The sequence below is a fragment of the Streptomyces sp. CA-179760 genome, from assembly GCF_050937045.1.
GTDB lineage: Bacteria > Actinomycetota > Actinomycetes > Streptomycetales > Streptomycetaceae > Streptomyces.
Map to the genome: position 1 here is coordinate 9,294,804 of NZ_JBNJLZ010000001.1, position 13,671 is coordinate 9,308,474.

At 68.7% G+C, this 13,671-nt stretch carries 16 protein-coding genes and 2 pseudogenes; 12 read left to right on the forward strand and 6 right to left on the reverse strand.

The annotated features are described in order from the left end of the window. Positions 1–3: 3 nt before the first annotated feature. A complete protein-coding gene (gene tpg, locus ACQEV8_RS41990) occupies positions 4–561 on the forward strand; it encodes a telomere-protecting terminal protein Tpg (protein WP_432972094.1) in 558 nt (185 codons plus the stop codon). Between the two features lie 186 nt (positions 562–747). Next, on the forward strand, positions 748–1,491 hold the full coding sequence (locus tag ACQEV8_RS41995) for a VOC family protein (RefSeq protein WP_432972097.1): 744 nt from the start codon (positions 748–750) through the stop codon (positions 1,489–1,491). Positions 1,492–1,524: 33 nt separating this feature from the next. Here ACQEV8_RS41995 and ACQEV8_RS42000 read toward each other — a convergent pair whose 3' ends face one another. Beyond that, complete coding sequence (locus tag ACQEV8_RS42000; protein WP_432972100.1) at positions 1,525–1,956, reverse strand: NAD(P)-dependent oxidoreductase; 432 nt, start codon at positions 1,954–1,956, stop codon at positions 1,525–1,527. Positions 1,957–2,067: 111 nt separating this feature from the next. Here ACQEV8_RS42000 and ACQEV8_RS42005 point away from each other — a divergent pair. The 3 genes and pseudogenes from ACQEV8_RS42005 (at position 2,068) to ACQEV8_RS42015 (ending at position 4,144) form a co-directional block, all read left to right on the forward strand. Beyond that, positions 2,068–3,053: pseudogene (locus ACQEV8_RS42005) on the forward strand (DUF6192 family protein). Between the two features lie 2 nt (positions 3,054–3,055). Continuing rightward, positions 3,056–3,475 (forward strand): RacP protein, encoded by a 420-nt coding sequence (locus ACQEV8_RS42010; RefSeq protein ID WP_432972103.1) that lies wholly within the window; start codon positions 3,056–3,058, stop codon positions 3,473–3,475. Positions 3,476–3,577: 102 nt separating this feature from the next. Continuing rightward, the gene (locus ACQEV8_RS42015; protein WP_432972106.1) at positions 3,578–4,144 is read left to right on the forward strand and encodes a transposase; all 567 of its coding nucleotides are present in this window, start codon (positions 3,578–3,580) and stop codon (positions 4,142–4,144) included. Between the two features lies 1 nt (position 4,145). Here ACQEV8_RS42015 and ACQEV8_RS42020 read toward each other — a convergent pair whose 3' ends face one another. Further along, entirely contained in the window at positions 4,146–5,267 is a 1,122-nt protein-coding gene (locus ACQEV8_RS42020) for a serine hydrolase domain-containing protein (RefSeq protein WP_432972109.1), read from the reverse strand. A gap of 132 nt (positions 5,268–5,399) precedes the next feature. On the opposite strand from ACQEV8_RS42020, the gene ACQEV8_RS42025 reads away from it, so the two are divergent. The 4 genes from ACQEV8_RS42025 to ACQEV8_RS42040 all read left to right on the forward strand — a co-directional run bounded on the left by ACQEV8_RS42025 (position 5,400) and on the right by ACQEV8_RS42040 (position 7,826). Continuing rightward, entirely contained in the window at positions 5,400–6,032 is a 633-nt protein-coding gene (locus ACQEV8_RS42025; RefSeq protein ID WP_432972112.1) for a TetR/AcrR family transcriptional regulator, read from the forward strand. A gap of 148 nt (positions 6,033–6,180) precedes the next feature. Beyond that, a complete protein-coding gene (locus ACQEV8_RS42030; protein WP_432972115.1) occupies positions 6,181–6,795 on the forward strand; it encodes a class I SAM-dependent methyltransferase in 615 nt (204 codons plus the stop codon). Between the two features lie 627 nt (positions 6,796–7,422). Then, positions 7,423–7,704, forward strand: coding sequence for a DUF6336 family protein (locus ACQEV8_RS42035; protein ID WP_432972118.1), 282 nt, complete (start codon positions 7,423–7,425; stop codon positions 7,702–7,704). Then, complete coding sequence (locus ACQEV8_RS42040) at positions 7,701–7,826, forward strand: DUF6336 family protein (protein WP_432972121.1); 126 nt, start codon at positions 7,701–7,703, stop codon at positions 7,824–7,826. The genes ACQEV8_RS42035 and ACQEV8_RS42040 overlap by 4 nt, the downstream gene beginning before the upstream one ends. Positions 7,827–8,287: 461 nt before the next feature. On the opposite strand, the gene ACQEV8_RS42045 is transcribed toward ACQEV8_RS42040, so the two are convergent. Continuing rightward, the gene (locus ACQEV8_RS42045) at positions 8,288–9,127 is read right to left on the reverse strand and encodes an arginase family protein (protein ID WP_432972124.1); all 840 of its coding nucleotides are present in this window, start codon (positions 9,125–9,127) and stop codon (positions 8,288–8,290) included. 259 nt (positions 9,128–9,386) lie between these two features. On the opposite strand from ACQEV8_RS42045, the gene ACQEV8_RS42050 reads away from it, so the two are divergent. Continuing rightward, positions 9,387–9,689, forward strand: a complete 303-nt coding sequence (locus ACQEV8_RS42050; protein ID WP_432972127.1) for a hypothetical protein — start codon at positions 9,387–9,389, stop codon at positions 9,687–9,689. Between the two features lie 9 nt (positions 9,690–9,698). Here the strand turns inward: ACQEV8_RS42050 and ACQEV8_RS42055 are convergent. After that, a pseudogene (locus ACQEV8_RS42055) lies at positions 9,699–9,911 on the reverse strand (IS5/IS1182 family transposase); the annotation flags it as partial. A 78-nt stretch (positions 9,912–9,989) separates the two neighbouring features. Here ACQEV8_RS42055 and ACQEV8_RS42060 point away from each other — a divergent pair. Further along, positions 9,990–10,808 carry an IS5 family transposase gene (locus tag ACQEV8_RS42060; RefSeq protein ID WP_432972130.1) on the forward strand — a complete coding sequence of 273 codons (819 nt, stop codon included), beginning with the start codon at positions 9,990–9,992 and terminating at the stop codon, positions 10,806–10,808. Here the strand turns inward: ACQEV8_RS42060 and ACQEV8_RS42065 are convergent. Together ACQEV8_RS42065 and ACQEV8_RS42070 are read right to left on the reverse strand one after the other, a co-directional pair. Beyond that, positions 10,769–12,013 carry an IS630 family transposase gene (locus ACQEV8_RS42065; protein WP_432972133.1) on the reverse strand — a complete coding sequence of 415 codons (1,245 nt, stop codon included), beginning with the start codon at positions 12,011–12,013 and terminating at the stop codon, positions 10,769–10,771. The two genes, ACQEV8_RS42060 and ACQEV8_RS42065, sit on opposite strands and share 40 nt — an antisense overlap. Before the next feature lie 173 nt (positions 12,014–12,186). Further along, the gene (locus ACQEV8_RS42070) at positions 12,187–13,032 is read right to left on the reverse strand and encodes an NAD(P)H-binding protein (RefSeq protein WP_432972136.1); all 846 of its coding nucleotides are present in this window, start codon (positions 13,030–13,032) and stop codon (positions 12,187–12,189) included. Between the two features lie 169 nt (positions 13,033–13,201). On the opposite strand from ACQEV8_RS42070, the gene ACQEV8_RS42075 reads away from it, so the two are divergent. Beyond that, positions 13,202–13,573 (forward strand): winged helix-turn-helix transcriptional regulator, encoded by a 372-nt coding sequence (locus ACQEV8_RS42075; protein WP_432973385.1) that lies wholly within the window; start codon positions 13,202–13,204, stop codon positions 13,571–13,573. Positions 13,574–13,671: the final 98 nt, after the last annotated feature.

Consider the following 13,671-nt stretch of genomic DNA (forward strand, 5'->3'; position numbering starts at 1 on the left):
CCGGTGGGGGAGATCGAGGATGCGATCGAACGCGCGGACCGGGAGTCCTTCACCCGTGAGCCACCCAAGACACCGAAGGCGCAGATCGGTTACCTGATCCGGCAGTTGGGCAGCGCGAAGGCCGTCGCGCGGGAGATCGGTGTCACCGCCGACTCCGTGAACCGCTACCGCCGCGGCGCCCGCAAACACCCCCGAGCCGACGTCGCCGCGAAGATCGACGAGGCGGTGCGGGCGCGCTGGCAGCCGCAGGTACGCGCCCGCCGCAGGCGGCAGGCCGCGACCACGGGCGGCATCACGGTGGAGACGAGGGCCCGGTTCGGCTACACCGCCCCGGTCGGCACGACCGACGACGGCCGCTTCCGCCGCCTGACGGTCCATCTTCCCCCGGAGTACGCAGGCCGGTTGTTCGATGCTCGCGATGCCGGAGCCGGTGATCAGCAGATGCGGCAGATCATCGCCGACGGTTTCAAGGACGTGTACTTCCAGGACGGCGGTGTCCGCGCGACGGGTCTGTCGGGTGTCGCCCTCAATGACATCGACTACCTGGATCTCGACTACTGACGCGGCCCCCGGACAGCACAGCTGACCACACGGCGCTGAGCGACGGCGCCGAGTGCCCACCAGGCCTCGACCCCCTCGGAGCCACAGGTCAGCAGCCGCCGACAGCGACAGCTGCGGGGCTTCTGATCCCCGTTGGGCGACGGTGCCTGCGGACGTCCGGCGGTGCGGGTGCATAGGATCGTCGGTATGGCGCTGCGACCTGTCAACGTGAACATGAAGGCTCTCGACGATTCGGTGGTCGGCCGGTTCTGGGCGGAGGCGCTCGGCTGGGGTGTTTCCAGCGAGGGACCCGGCGTGACCAACGTCGAACCGGTCGGCGGCTACGTATGGCCGGACCCGGAAGCCGTCTGCGTCGACGTCGTCACGGTCCCGGAGCCCAAGACCGCCACGAAGAACCGTGCGCACCTCGACCTCGCCACCACATCGGTGGCCCATCAGACGGAGCTGGTCGCGCGCCTGAAGGATCTCGGCGCCACCCCGGCCGACGTGGGGCAGGGCGACGTGCCGTGGACGGTTCTCGCCGACCCGGAGGGCAACGAGTTCTGTGTGCTGGAGCCCCGGGAGATCTACCGGGACACCGGGCCGATCGCCGCGGTGGTGGTCGACTGCGTGGATCCGCGGGCCATGGCCCGGTTCTGGGGCGAGGCGACCGACTGGTCCCTGCACGAGGTGACGGACAATCAGGCGGTGCTGCGCTCCGCCCAGAACATCGGCCCGTATCTCGAGTTCCTCCGCACACCCGGCGTGAAGAGTGTGCCGGACCGCGTTCACATCGACCTGCTGCCGTACGCCGGTGACGACAAGGCGGCGGAGGTGGCCCGGCTGCGCACCCTGGGCGCCACCGACCTCGACCTCGGCCAGGGCGACGTCCCGTGGACGTGCCTGGCCGACCCGGAGGGCCACGAGTTCTGCGTCCTCGGCTCGTCCTGACACCAAGCCCCACGACCATCTCCCGGCACCGGATCACTTACCCGTGTGCAACGCTTCCTTCAGGAACACGGTGGCGTAGTTCGGGGTGCCCTGGGTGGTGATCACCTCGATGCAGGCGCGCACGTGCCGGTCGTCCGCGGCTTCGCGCAGGAGCACGTCGGCCAGGTCGGCGCGGGAGGTGAACATGCCGGGCAGCCGTTGTGGCGCGACGGCGATGTGGTATTCGGTGACGGTCGTGGCGTCGAACAGTCCGGAAGGGCGGACGATCGTCCAGTCGAGATCGGCGGCCTGCACGATCTCCTCCATGCGGCGCGCGTCCTCGTACAGAGGGCGCCCCATGGCCAGCAGAATCGGCCCGATCACCTTACGGAAAAAGAACCTCTCCTCAGGCGGGAGCTCGGGGTGAACGCCGATCGAGGTCACGCACACCAGCCGCCGCAGGCCATGTCGGCTCATCGCCGCCATGTGCGGTAAGGCTTGTTTACCCGGAATCCGCGGGTCCAGACTGGCGCCACTTCGCATGCCGGTGTCACCGTCGGTATCAGCCGCCCCCGGCATGCAGGGGTGGTGATCGCCATGCCCAGCACGATCGGGTCGGTCAGCCAGACTCGCTACGAGCAGATCGTCGCCGAACTGCGTGGAGTCGTTGAACAGCAGAGCCGGGGCTCGTTCACGATCGGTGACCGCGCCCTGGAGGTCGAGCCAGTCAGGTCCCGCGGGGCGTCCCGGACACCGAATGGACGATCAAGCAGTCCCTGATGAGGCTGGCCGAGGACATCGGCCTGACGTTCAGCACGGTCAAGAACGCCAGGTGGGCCGCATCACGCTGGCCGAAAGAACAGCGTCAGGCGGGTGTGTCGTTCACGATCCACCGCATTCTGGCGCGGATCGAGGATGACGAGGAGCGGTTCGCGGCGGTCAAGGCCGCGCCCAAGGGACGGCCGCGCTGGACGGCGGACGACGCAAAGCGGCGGGTGGGGTGGACAGTCGACAGCCCGGAGACCCCGCAGGAAAAGATCACCGCGATCCACCACCTGGCCCAGGACGAGGAAGTAGCCGCGACCGTGACCACCGATTTCCTGAAGCGTCCGCAGGTCGCGGCCAAAGTCTCCACAGAGAACAAGGTTAGGGCGGTCGAGGAGTTCACGCGCGACGAGAAGGTCGCGGCGACCGCCGCGACCAGCCTGCTGCGCAGGCCGGACGTCGCGTTCAAGGCGATGGGCGACGACACCGCCCGCTTCCAGGTCAACCACGCTCAGAACGAACGCAGCCGACAGGCCCGCGAGGGCTTCGACCGCACCAGCCCTGTCACTTTGGCAGTGAGGCACATCGAGCGGAGCATGGAGTTCCTGGACCTGGTCACGGCCTTGCACTCCTTCGTCGCGGCCGCCGGCCGTATCGTCCCCTCCTTGCGCAACCATGTCTTCGGCGACGACGAGCGCGCGATCGTGCACGAGAACGTCGCCCGCTGCCGGGCGACGCTCGACTGGGTCGAGACGGCCGTGGACACGGGCAAGGTGGACGTGGACGACGAGCTGGCGCGTCTACTGAAGGATGAGTAGGCATGTCCCGCGCCTCACGGCGGCGGGGCGACGCAGCCAAACGTCACGCGGACACCGTCCGGTTCGTGCTGTTCGAGCCCAGACCCGTCGGCCTTGAGTTCCGCCAGTTGGTACGCGCCAGCGATCTGTCCCCCAGCCAGGTCCGTTCCGGGCTCGCGGCATTGAAGGACCAGGCCGCAGAGAAGGGCTGGACCCCGCTGACCTGGACCCGGCAGGCGGGCTACCAACTCGGCGCGGAGCGGGCGGTGCTGGAGGCATACGAACGGGCGGTGGTCAGGGAGAAGCTGACCGAGTTCCGCCGGCTCATCTACGGCACCGTCGCCCCGCACGCCGCTGCCCACCCTGGCGACAAATGGGTCAAGCACATCGTCGCCCAGCTCAACTCCATCGAGTCCACCCTCGACCTCATCAACAGCTCCTGACCTGCGGCGGGACCGCCCTGCGGGCGGCCTCGCCGCACTCGCTCGAAGGCACCCCGCCATGCGCCGACGCCGCTACCCCTCGGACACCACCAACGCCAGAGCGTGAAGGCCGCGGAAACCGTCTCCATGGCCACCCGCGGCTACGACGCGGGCAAGAAAATCAACGGCCGCAAGCGCCACCTGGTCGTCGACACCCGCGGGCTCCCCCTCATAGTCATGGTCACCCCCGCCGACCTGCACGACGCCGCTGCGGCCAAGGAAGTCCTCTTCCGCCTCCGCCTCATGCACCCCGAGATCACGATCGTCTGGGCCGACTCCGCCTACGCCGGAAAGCTCGTCGACTGGGCAAAACAGCACCTCAACCTCACCATCAAGCCCGTCAGCCGCCTCCAGGACGCCTCCGGCTTCGTCGTGCTGCCCCGCCCGGTGGGTCGTCGAACGCAGCCTTGCGTGGATGATGCATGCACGCCGCCACGCAAGGGACTACGAACGGCTCATCCAGCACTCCGAAACCCTGATCACCTGGGCAGCCATTGCCCTTATGAGCAGGCGCCTCGCCCGGAAAGGCGCCACTCCCATTTGGACAAGAAAGCCCGCGCCGGCCAGCTGAGCCGCACCGTAGCCCCTCGCGACGTCAGTCCCTACTACCGGGCGCCGGAGGCAGCCTGATCTAACCAGGCTTTGCGCAGTAACCCTGCTGGAAGGCAGCCCAGAAGTCCTCGTCGATCCCGGTGCCGGTAAACGAGTTCCAGTTGGTGTGGGCGACGAGTTGGTCGCGCCCGTCGCGGCTGTTAAGGACATAGGTCAGGTAACCGGGCGCGCTGCCGCCGTGGCCGTACGCACGGCCGCAGCTGGTGGCATAGACGTAGACACCCAGGCCGTAGGCGACAGCGGGCGGGGCGCTGCCGGTTGTGGGGACCGTGTCGGTGAGCATCCGGCGAAGCAGGCCTGGGGGCAGGAGACGTCCTTGCAGCAGGGCCCGGTAGAAGCGTGCGATGTCGGCCGCAGTCGAGACGAGGGCGCCCGATGCACCGGCCTCGGATGGGCTGAACGCCGTGACGTCGAAACGGGTTGCGTCCGGCGCATTCGGAAGCAGGAGCGAGACGTCCGCGTAGCCGTGTACATGGGCTCCGTCGATGGCGGTCTGTGCCAACGGGTACGAAGTGTCGCGCAGCCCGAGGGGGGCGAAGATGCGGCGTTCGAGGTTGGTGCGCAGGTCGCGGTCGGTGATCCGTTCGACGATCAGGTCGAGCAGCAGGTAGTTGGTGTTGGAGTACCGGAACCGGGTGCCGGGAGCTGGGAAGTACCGGGGCTGGGCAAGACCGATGCTGATCAGCTGGTCGCGGGGCCAGTACTGGTCAAGCCTGCGGAAGTGGGGAAGCAGCCCCTCGATGTAGTCGTACAGCCCACTCGAGTGGTTGAGCAGCTGGCGGACAGTGATGGGCGCACCGGACAATGCGTTGTCAGTGCGGACCTGGTCGGGCAGCAGGCTCTGCACGGTGTCATCGAGTCGCAGCCGGTGCTCGGCGACGAGTTGCAGGACGACCGTTGCGGTGAAGGTCTTGGTGATGCTCCCGGAGCGGAACTTCAGGTCCGGTGCCATCGGCGTGCCGGTGGACCGGTCGGCGACGCCGGCCGCGCCGAAGCGGTCGTCCGAGCCGCGGCGGGCTCGCAGAAAGGCGCCTGGGTTGGGGTTCGGGTCGGCCACGACCTGGTCGACCAAAGCCTGCAGGGCCGGGTCACGGCGGCTGCCAACAGTCTGTCCGTCACTGGCCTGGCCCGCGGAGGCCATACCAGGTGGCAGCAGGAGAGCAAGAGCAAGTCCCAGGCCTAACAAGCGGGTTGAGCGTCGTCGGATCATCGCAAGGGCCCCTCTCCGGTAGCAATATAGACGTACGGTTATAGCACGCGATACCGTCCTCACGTGCCGAGAGTTGCCGACCATGACGCCCGCCACGGGCAGATCACCGACGCCGTCCAACGCCTGATCGTGCGACACGGCCTCACCTCCGTGACCGTGGCGCGGACTGCCGCAGAAGCGGGCATGTCCGTCGGCTTGGTGCAGCACTACTTCACGGCAAAGGACGAGATGCTGCTGGCCACGTTCACCCGCGTCAACGGACGTTTCACCGCACGAGTGGACGAGCTGGTGAACCGAGGCGAGGCCGAGGGCCGCACCATCGCCGAGATGCTGCGGCAGGCGCTGACCGAGCTCATACCGCTCGACGACGCCCGCCGCGCCGAATTCCTGGTCCGTCTCGCCTTCGCGGACCAGGCCGCGCACAACGCCCGCCTTGCCAACGTCCAGAGAGAGACCCTCGTGGGCATCCGTTCACGCGTCGCCCAAGCCATCAAAAATGGCACGGTATGCGGCGAGGTCGCTCAAGGGATCGACGCGGCTGACCAGGCCCTGCAAATCGTCGCGTTCGCCGAAGGACTCGCCCTGCACACGCACATCGACCCCGATGGCACACCGAAGCCGGCGATCCTCGCCGCGCTGGGCGACCAACTCAGCCGCGTATTCACCGGAACCTGCCGACGCGCCCAGCTCAGTTAGAGATCCGTGTCGACGATCAGGCAATTCCCCACGATCTACATGATCAGCTTCACGTAGTTCCCCATCCCGGCGATCACGACTCCCCATGGGGACGGCGAATCCGTCGGTGTGCACTCGGCAGACTATGACCGGCCCCTACGATGATCCGATGCGCCGGCCCGCCGCAGAGCCGTACTGGAACACCAACGTTGCCCGGCACCCGGGCATCCTCCGGGCTGTTCCCGAGGGGTGCGGCGACGCCCTGGACGTCGGCTGCGGGGGCGGGCTGCTGGCACGGAAGCTTGCCGGGCGGGCGAAACACGTCACCGGGATCGACAAGTCGCCGGAGATGATCGCCTGCGCACGCGAGTCCGCTGCCCGCCACCCGCACCTCACCTTCATCGAGGGGGACTTCCTCACCGCAGAACTCCCCGGTGCGGAGTACGACTTCGTCTGTTCGGTGAGCACGATCCATCACATGGACTTCGAGGCGGCCCTCATCCGCATGCGTGAGCTGCCGCGGCCTGGCGGCACGCTGGTGGTGGTCGGTCTGGCCCGCGAGGCGAGCCTGACGGAGTGGGCGGCGTTGATCGCGGCTGCCCCGATCGTGCGGATCACGAAGGTGCTGCGTCGCGCGCGTGGCCCGCAGGGCATGCCGGTCGCCGACCCGCAGATGAGTTATGGGCAGGTGCGGGCTGCCGCCCGGCGACTGCTGCCCGGCGTGCGCTACCGCCGACATGTGCTGCGCCGCTACTCGCTGACCTGGGAGAAACCCGCCCACTGAGCCGGCACGATGACCGGGTTCACCATCTGGGGCGGTTTGAACGCTGTGTGATTCTCTGTGCCGATTCCTCCTTATTGGCCATGGGTGGCGCGGAGTCCGGGACCGAGCGACCTGGTCGTCGCGGAGCTGTCCGTGTTCCTCGCCCCGTGGTTCGGCAGGCCGATGGGCAGAGCCCATCGCCTTCTACCTGCCGGGCCCGATCCGCCCCATCATCAACAGGCCATCGCCTTCTGGCCGCCGGACCCCGTCCAGCCCGAGGGCGGCATCGAGGAGATGGATAACTGAGGGCGAGGACAACCCGCCCGCAGCCAGAACCGGACCGGGGTGGCACCGCAGGAGGCCAAAGGCGCCACCCCGCCGGGCAGTGCGAAGCATGAGGCTTAAGCGCGGGTCTGGTCCTGCGCCCGGGCACCCCTCCCTATCGCTCGCGCATGCCCGGACAGCCGTGTGGCGGTGCACCAGCAGCCGCCTTTCACAACCCGGGTGTAACTGATCAGCCACGCCCGGTGATGTTTGGATTCCCGACGCGCCACCCCGCCATCGTCGAGCCGCGAGCAACTCGAAGGTCAAGCCGGGGCGGCCGGAGGCGGTGTGATCGCGGCGCGGGGCTGGGTTACGGTGCCGCGTATGCGCACCGAGGACGCGATCATCCGACCCCTGCTCCGGATCCGGGACGTGGCGGTGTGCGGAGCCCTGTACGGGCTGGCCGCCGTGCCCCAGCCCGGGGTGGCCTCACTGTTCGTCGGCGACCACCACGACCGGACTACGTTCCTCGCCGTCGCCGGAGGGTTCGCCGCCGCCATGGCTGGGTCGGGATGCTCGCCGGGCGCTTCTTCTGGTGGGCCTGCGGGGGAGACATCCGGCGCTGCCACGACTGACACACCGTCAGGGGCCAGGCCGGGCCTGTGACCGTCGCGGCCCCGGTCCTGCTGCGGATCGGGGTGCTGGCCCTGGTGCTGTTCCCCGGCGCCTTCGGCATATATCACCTGGTGGACGGCGCCGGGTACGACAGCTGGCTCTACTGCGACTGAGCCACGCGCGTGGCAGCGCGGAGGCGACGCTCTCACGCAGGCGGCCGACGACTCCCGCGCCCGCGCGGACCGCTACGCCGAACAGGACGATGCCGACGGAGCGCACCCGGTGCGCGAGGACAATCAGCAGGCGCACCGCCCGCAAGAGCATGGACCGCACCTCGGCCGGGAGGCGGGCCGCTGAGTGCACCCGAGCCGCGCACTCGATGCCGTAGTGTGCACCGGCGATGCACGGCATCCACTCCACCTCGAGTGGAGTCCACCGGCTGGGAGTGGACGACCTCGCCGGGACGATGCCGTGCATCCATCCGATGCGCACCCGTCACATCTCCCCTTCACCACGGCCTGTGCCAAGGGCAAACGCGCCGCCCTCACCGGCCCGCTCCACCGCACCGAGTCCACCCGAGGCGCACCACTCCCACGCCACGGCAGACGGGGGAGTGCGAGTACCGGGGCAGCGCTCAGCGTCGGGCGGATCCGAACAGACCGTCGACGATTCGCCGCAGTACGGCTTCCTCCTGGCCGGTGTCTTCCGTCCGCTCGTACTCGGTCAGCGCGATGCCGGCGAGCGTGAACTCGTTCGTCAGTGCCCGTACCGCTGCGAGCAGGTCTTCGACGCCGAGGCCGCCGGGTTCGGGAGTGCCGACGGCCGGGAAGATCTGCGGGTCGAGGACGTCGAGGTCGATGTGGACGTAGATGGCCTCGGCCCCGGTCGCGCGTACCAGGGCCAGGAGCGGACCCGGTTGGGTAAGGTGCTCGACGCCGATGTGCCGCATGCCGCGACGCTCCACGAAGTCCCGTTCGCCCGGGTCCAGTGACCGGGCGCCCGCCAGCACCACGCGGTCGGCCGAGAGGCTCCGCACGGGGCGTAGGCCCTCGGGTCCGTCGCCGAGGAGCGCGCGCAGCACCATGCCGTGGAAGGCTCCGGATGGCGACGACTGCGGCGTGTTGAGGTCGGCGTGTGCGTCGAACCACACCAGGGTCAGCCGGTCCCCGTAGACGGAGAGCGCGGTTTCGATCGGGGCGAGGTCCACCCCGCAGTCGCCGCCGATGGTCACCGTCGTTTCACCCGGCGGAACCTCCGCCAGGGCTTCGCGCATTGCTCGCAGGTGCCGCTCCAGCACGTCGGCGTTTCGTACGCCGCCCCGCGAGTTCCCGGAGCCGCTGTCGGTCGCCACCGTGCGCCGCCGGACTTCGGGAATCAGCTCGGCAAGCCGGGCAGCACCATTGCGCAATCGACCAGCGGTCGTGGCCCCCGACCCCTGCCACTGCGCCACCTCGAGTACGACCTGACCGGACACGAAGATCTCCCCTCACGGTGATCAACTCAGCCTATGCCGCGTCACCGGCCCTCTTGCAAGCCTCCAGGTTGTCCAGCACGGATGGAGAGGTGTGCGCAGCCGCAGTCTCGTCGCGGGGCGGCGCAGTGCGGGCTGCGGCAGCCCCGCTATCCGGGTTGTGCCCGGCGTTTCGTTTCGCCGGTACGACTGTTGTGCACGGGCGGGTGATTCTGCGGCTGTTCACTCCCGCGCCGTGGTGGCGGCTGGCTATCAAGGTGAGGTGATCAAGACCGTTGTGCGCGCCCTCGGGGCTGCCGCTCTCGCTGTCCTGTCCACCCTCCACACCATGCCCGCCGCCCAGGCCGCGGAGCCTTCCTACACCCTGCCGCTCACGAACGCGGTGAACACGATCCCCGTCGCCGCGGAGGACCGCACGGGTTACAACCGCAAGCAGGCCTTCGGCGACTGGATCGACGCCGACCGCGACGGCTGCAACACCCGCGCCGAAGTCCTGCTGGCCGAGGCCATTGAGCCGCCGACGGTGTCCGGGCGCTGCACCCTGGCCGGGGGTCTTTGGTACTAGGGTCCGTCTTCAAACGGATCTTGCCCAGAGCAGGAACGATGCGAGGGTGACCGCCGCTTCGTAGGAGGTGGCGGTCTTTTCGTATCTGGTGGCGATACCGCGGAAGCCCTTGAGTCGGTTGAAGCAGCGCTCGATCATGTTGCGCCGCCGGCAGGTCTCCCGGTCGAACCCTGGCGGTCGGCCGCCGTGGCGCCCGCGCCTCAGCCGGTGCCGTTGCTGGTCGGTCTTCGGGTCCTTGCAGAATGATCTTCTTGTGGCACGGTGGAGGTGGAAGTGATCTCGTCCTTGTGGGGGTGACCTGTGGCACGGCGGAAGCCGTGGGAGATCAGTGACGAGCTGTGGGCGGTGATCGAGCCGCTGCTGCCGAAGCATGAACGGCGGCTCCGGCACCCGGGGCGCAGGCGGATCGATGACCGCAAAACGCTGCAGGGTGTGCTGTTCGTCCTCTACACAGGGATCCAATGGGAGTACCTGTCACAGGAGTTGGGGTTCGGTTCCGGCCCTACCTGCTGGCGGCGGCTGGCCGAGTGGCAGCAGGCCGGGGTGTGGGAAGAACTCCAACGCGTGCTGCTGGACCGGCTGCGGGCAGCGGACCGCCTGGACTTCTCCCGCGTCACCGTCGACGCCTCGCACGTGCAGGCCAAGCGGGGGCGAAGCAGCCCAAAAGTCGGTCCGAGCCCGGTTGACCGTGCACGGCCGGGCTCGAAGCACCACGTGCTGACCGACGCGCACGGCACCCCGCTGCGGGTGTCGCACACCGGCGGGCACCGCAACGACGTCACCCAGCTCCTGCCGCTGGTCGACGGCCTGCCGCCGGTACGGGGCAAGCGGGGCCGGCCCCGGCACAAACCCCGCATCCTGTACGCCGACCGGGGCTACGACCACGACATCTACCGCCGCCGCCTGCGTGAGCGTGCCGTCGTCCCGAAGATCGCCCGCCGCGGTCAGCCGCATGGATCGGGCCTGGGCCGTGTGCGATGGGTTGCCGAGTCCGCCATCGCCTGGCTCCACGGCCCGCGCCGCTTACGCACTCGCTGGGAAGCCCGAGACGACATGCATGACGCATTCCTCCAGCTCGCTCACTGCATGACCCTCGCCCGCAAGCACCCGGCATTCTGACAGGACCCCTTAGTGGTCGGCCGGAAGTCCTTCGGGGGTTGATCAAGCTGTCTGGGCGATGGAGGATTCTTCTGGGTGATCGGCGGTGTGCCGGTCGAGCCTGGCCAGCAGATCGTCCAGGTCGGAGGTGGTGAACTTCCACTGGAACGGCTGTGCCGTGGCGTTGTGGCGATCCAGGCTCGGAGCCGGTCCACGACCTGGGCAAGGTCAGTGAAGTCGTTGGGCGAGACGACCTTGCGCTGCACGACGGAGAAGAAGATCTCCACCTGGTTCAGCCAGGAGGCGTGGACCGGGGTGTGCACCAGCACCGCGTTCGGGAATGCGGCGGCCAGCCGATCGACGGCCTTCTTGCCGCGGTGGGAGGAGCCGTTGTCTACGATCCAGAACACCTGTTTGGCGCTGGCGTACGGTTCCTGGCTCATGACCTGGGCGGTCAGCGCCATGAAGGGGTTGATGCCGGTGCGCGGTGCGGTGCGGCCGAACACCTTCGCGTGGTGGACGTCGTAGGCGGCGAGGTAGGCCAGCGCGCCGCCGCGCCCGTAGGTGTGGTTCACCCGCATCGCCCGTGCCTGTCCCGGCGCGAGGGTGGGGTGGCAGCGGCAGCGGGCCTGGATGGAGGTCTTCTCGTCCGCGCTGACGACGTACTCGTCCTCGCCCAGCGGCCGGCCCCGCCAGGTGCGGGCATACAGGTCCAGGACGCGCTCGGCCTTGGGGCGGAAGTCTGGATCGGTGATGAAGATCCAGGAGCGGTGCTGCCAGGGTTTGATGGCGTCCTGATCCAGCCAGCGGCGCACGGTGGAGGCCGACAGGGCGCGGGCGATGCGGCGCGCGACAGCCTCGCGGGCCAGCTCAGGGCAGCTCCAGCGGGCCAGCGGCGCGCCTGCCTCATTGGGAAGCTGGCACGCCAGGGCCTTGACCTGCGCGGTCTGCAGCACGGTGAAGGATGCGGGCCGTCCCGGGCGCTTGCGGTCGACCAGGCTTGGAAGGCCCAGGTCGGCGAACCGGCCCCGCCAAGTGCGCACGGTGTCCACGTGCACGCCCGCTTCGACGGCGGTGTGCGCATTGGACCTGCCCCGAGCCGCCAAGAGCACGATCTGCGCCCGGACTCGGGCCTGGTGCGGGGTCTTGTGGCCGAAGGCCGCCTTCTTCAACCGGTGCCGCTCGGTGGCGGTCAGGACTATCGGACGGGCGGCGGCAACGGGCAAGGCAGGCAGGCCGATCAGTAGTAGAAGGGGTGCCCCGGCGGTCGCCCTTTCCTGGAGGGCGGCGCCGGGGCTTTCTGCCTGACCGGGATCGCTGTCCGCTTGAACCGGGGCATCAGGGTGGCACCGTCGGCGCAGGCCGCCGGGAGTTTCGGCCGAAGCCGACAGCGCAGGTCTTACCGGAAGGCGGCGATGTGGCGCCGCACCCAGTCAGCGAAAGTACGGGGTGCGCGGCCCAGGACCCGCTCGACGTCGGGGCTGATCCGTTGCTCGGCGGGGTTGGGTTCGCCGAGGATGTCGAGGGTGGTCTCGACCACAGGCTCGGGCATGAACTGCAGCATCTGTGCGCGGGCCTCATCGCGGGTCTGCTCAATGAACCGGATGGGCTCGCCGAGCGCGTCGCCGATCGCCTCGGCTCGTTGCCGGGGTGTGCTGAGGGCGGGCCCGGTCAACTCGTAGAACTGCCCGGCGTGACCGTCCTCGCTCAGGGCCGCTGCGGCGACCTCAGCGATGTCGGCGGGGTTGATGGTCGTCAGGCCGACGTCACCGAACGGCGCGGCAACCGTCCGCTGGGAGCGGACCGACTCGACCCAGGCGTACGCGTTGGAGCTGAAGCCACCAGGCCGCAGGATGGTCCAGTCCATGCCCGACTGCCGGACGGCGTCCTCCCCGGACCGTCCCACGACGCCATGGGACGACGACTGCGGTCGGGTCGCGATTCCCTGGGAGGACAGCAACACGATGCGTCCGACTCCGCCGGCTTTCGCGACGTCGAGGATGTCTCGTGGGTTGAACGGGTGCGCACTGCCACCGCCGTCATGGAGGAACAGCGCGTCAGCGCCGTCGAGAACAGGCCGAAGGCTCTCAGGGTCGGTCACGTCCGCCTGCCGGTGTCGGACGCCCGCCGGCACGGCCGCGTCCGAGCCCCTTCGGGACACCGCCATCACCTGCTCACCGGATGCCGCGAGCGCCTGCACGAGCGGTCGGCCAACGTTGCCAGTCGCGCCCAGCACTACGATCATGAACAACTCCCGTGTCACTTCACTGTGTTCTTCACGCCCGAGCAGGCGAGAACATCGCAGGCCGGGGGGCCTCGTCGCGACCTGGTGAAGCTAACACCGCCGGTATAGTAGGTACCTACAGGAAAGTGACTATGGATAAGGGAACCAAGTGGCCGATAATGCGACCTGGATGGCACTTGCGCCGACCGACCCTGAACAGGCGTGTCCGATCGGCCCAGTGGTGGACATCGTGTTCAGCCGGTGGACCACGCCGATCTTGTGGACCCTCAACGCGCATGGTCGGCAACGGTTCGTTGAGCTGGAACGACGGATCACCGCGATCACACCCAAGGTGTTGACTCAGCGGCTGCGGCAACTCGAACGCGATGGCATGGTCGTGCGCACCTACTACCCGGAGGTCCCGCCTCGGGTCGAGTACGAGATCAGCGAACTCGGCCGTAGCCTCGCCCCGCTGTTCGCCCATCTCGCCGAATGGGCCGCCGCCAACCTCGACAAGGTCGAGCGGGCCCGGGACGACTACGACACCGATTCGGCGCGGTAGTCGGCTGCGCCACCCAGCTCCACCTCACAGCCCTCGACACCTCACAACACACATGCCCTCGACCGGCTCCGGAATCAACCCCCGAAGGACTTCCAGAG

Bases quoted from the DNA above. Each gene is read 5' to 3' on its own strand.
- ACQEV8_RS41995 (WP_432972097.1), top strand. From the start codon at position 748: ATGGCGCTGCGACCTGTCAACGTGAACATGAAGGCTCTCGACGATTCG.
- ACQEV8_RS42075 (WP_432973385.1), top strand. From the start codon at position 13,202: ATGGCACTTGCGCCGACCGACCCTGAACAGGCGTGTCCGATCGGCCCA.
- ACQEV8_RS42035 (WP_432972118.1), top strand. From the start codon at position 7,423: ATGCGCACCGAGGACGCGATCATCCGACCCCTGCTCCGGATCCGGGAC.
- ACQEV8_RS42000 (WP_432972100.1), bottom strand. From the start codon at position 1,956: ATGGCGGCGATGAGCCGACATGGCCTGCGGCGGCTGGTGTGCGTGACC.
- ACQEV8_RS42010 (WP_432972103.1), top strand. From the start codon at position 3,056: ATGTCCCGCGCCTCACGGCGGCGGGGCGACGCAGCCAAACGTCACGCG.
- ACQEV8_RS42030 (WP_432972115.1), top strand. From the start codon at position 6,181: ATGCGCCGGCCCGCCGCAGAGCCGTACTGGAACACCAACGTTGCCCGG.
- ACQEV8_RS42070 (WP_432972136.1), bottom strand. From the start codon at position 13,032: ATGATCGTAGTGCTGGGCGCGACTGGCAACGTTGGCCGACCGCTCGTG.
- ACQEV8_RS42020 (WP_432972109.1), bottom strand. From the start codon at position 5,267: ATGGCCTCCGCGGGCCAGGCCAGTGACGGACAGACTGTTGGCAGCCGC.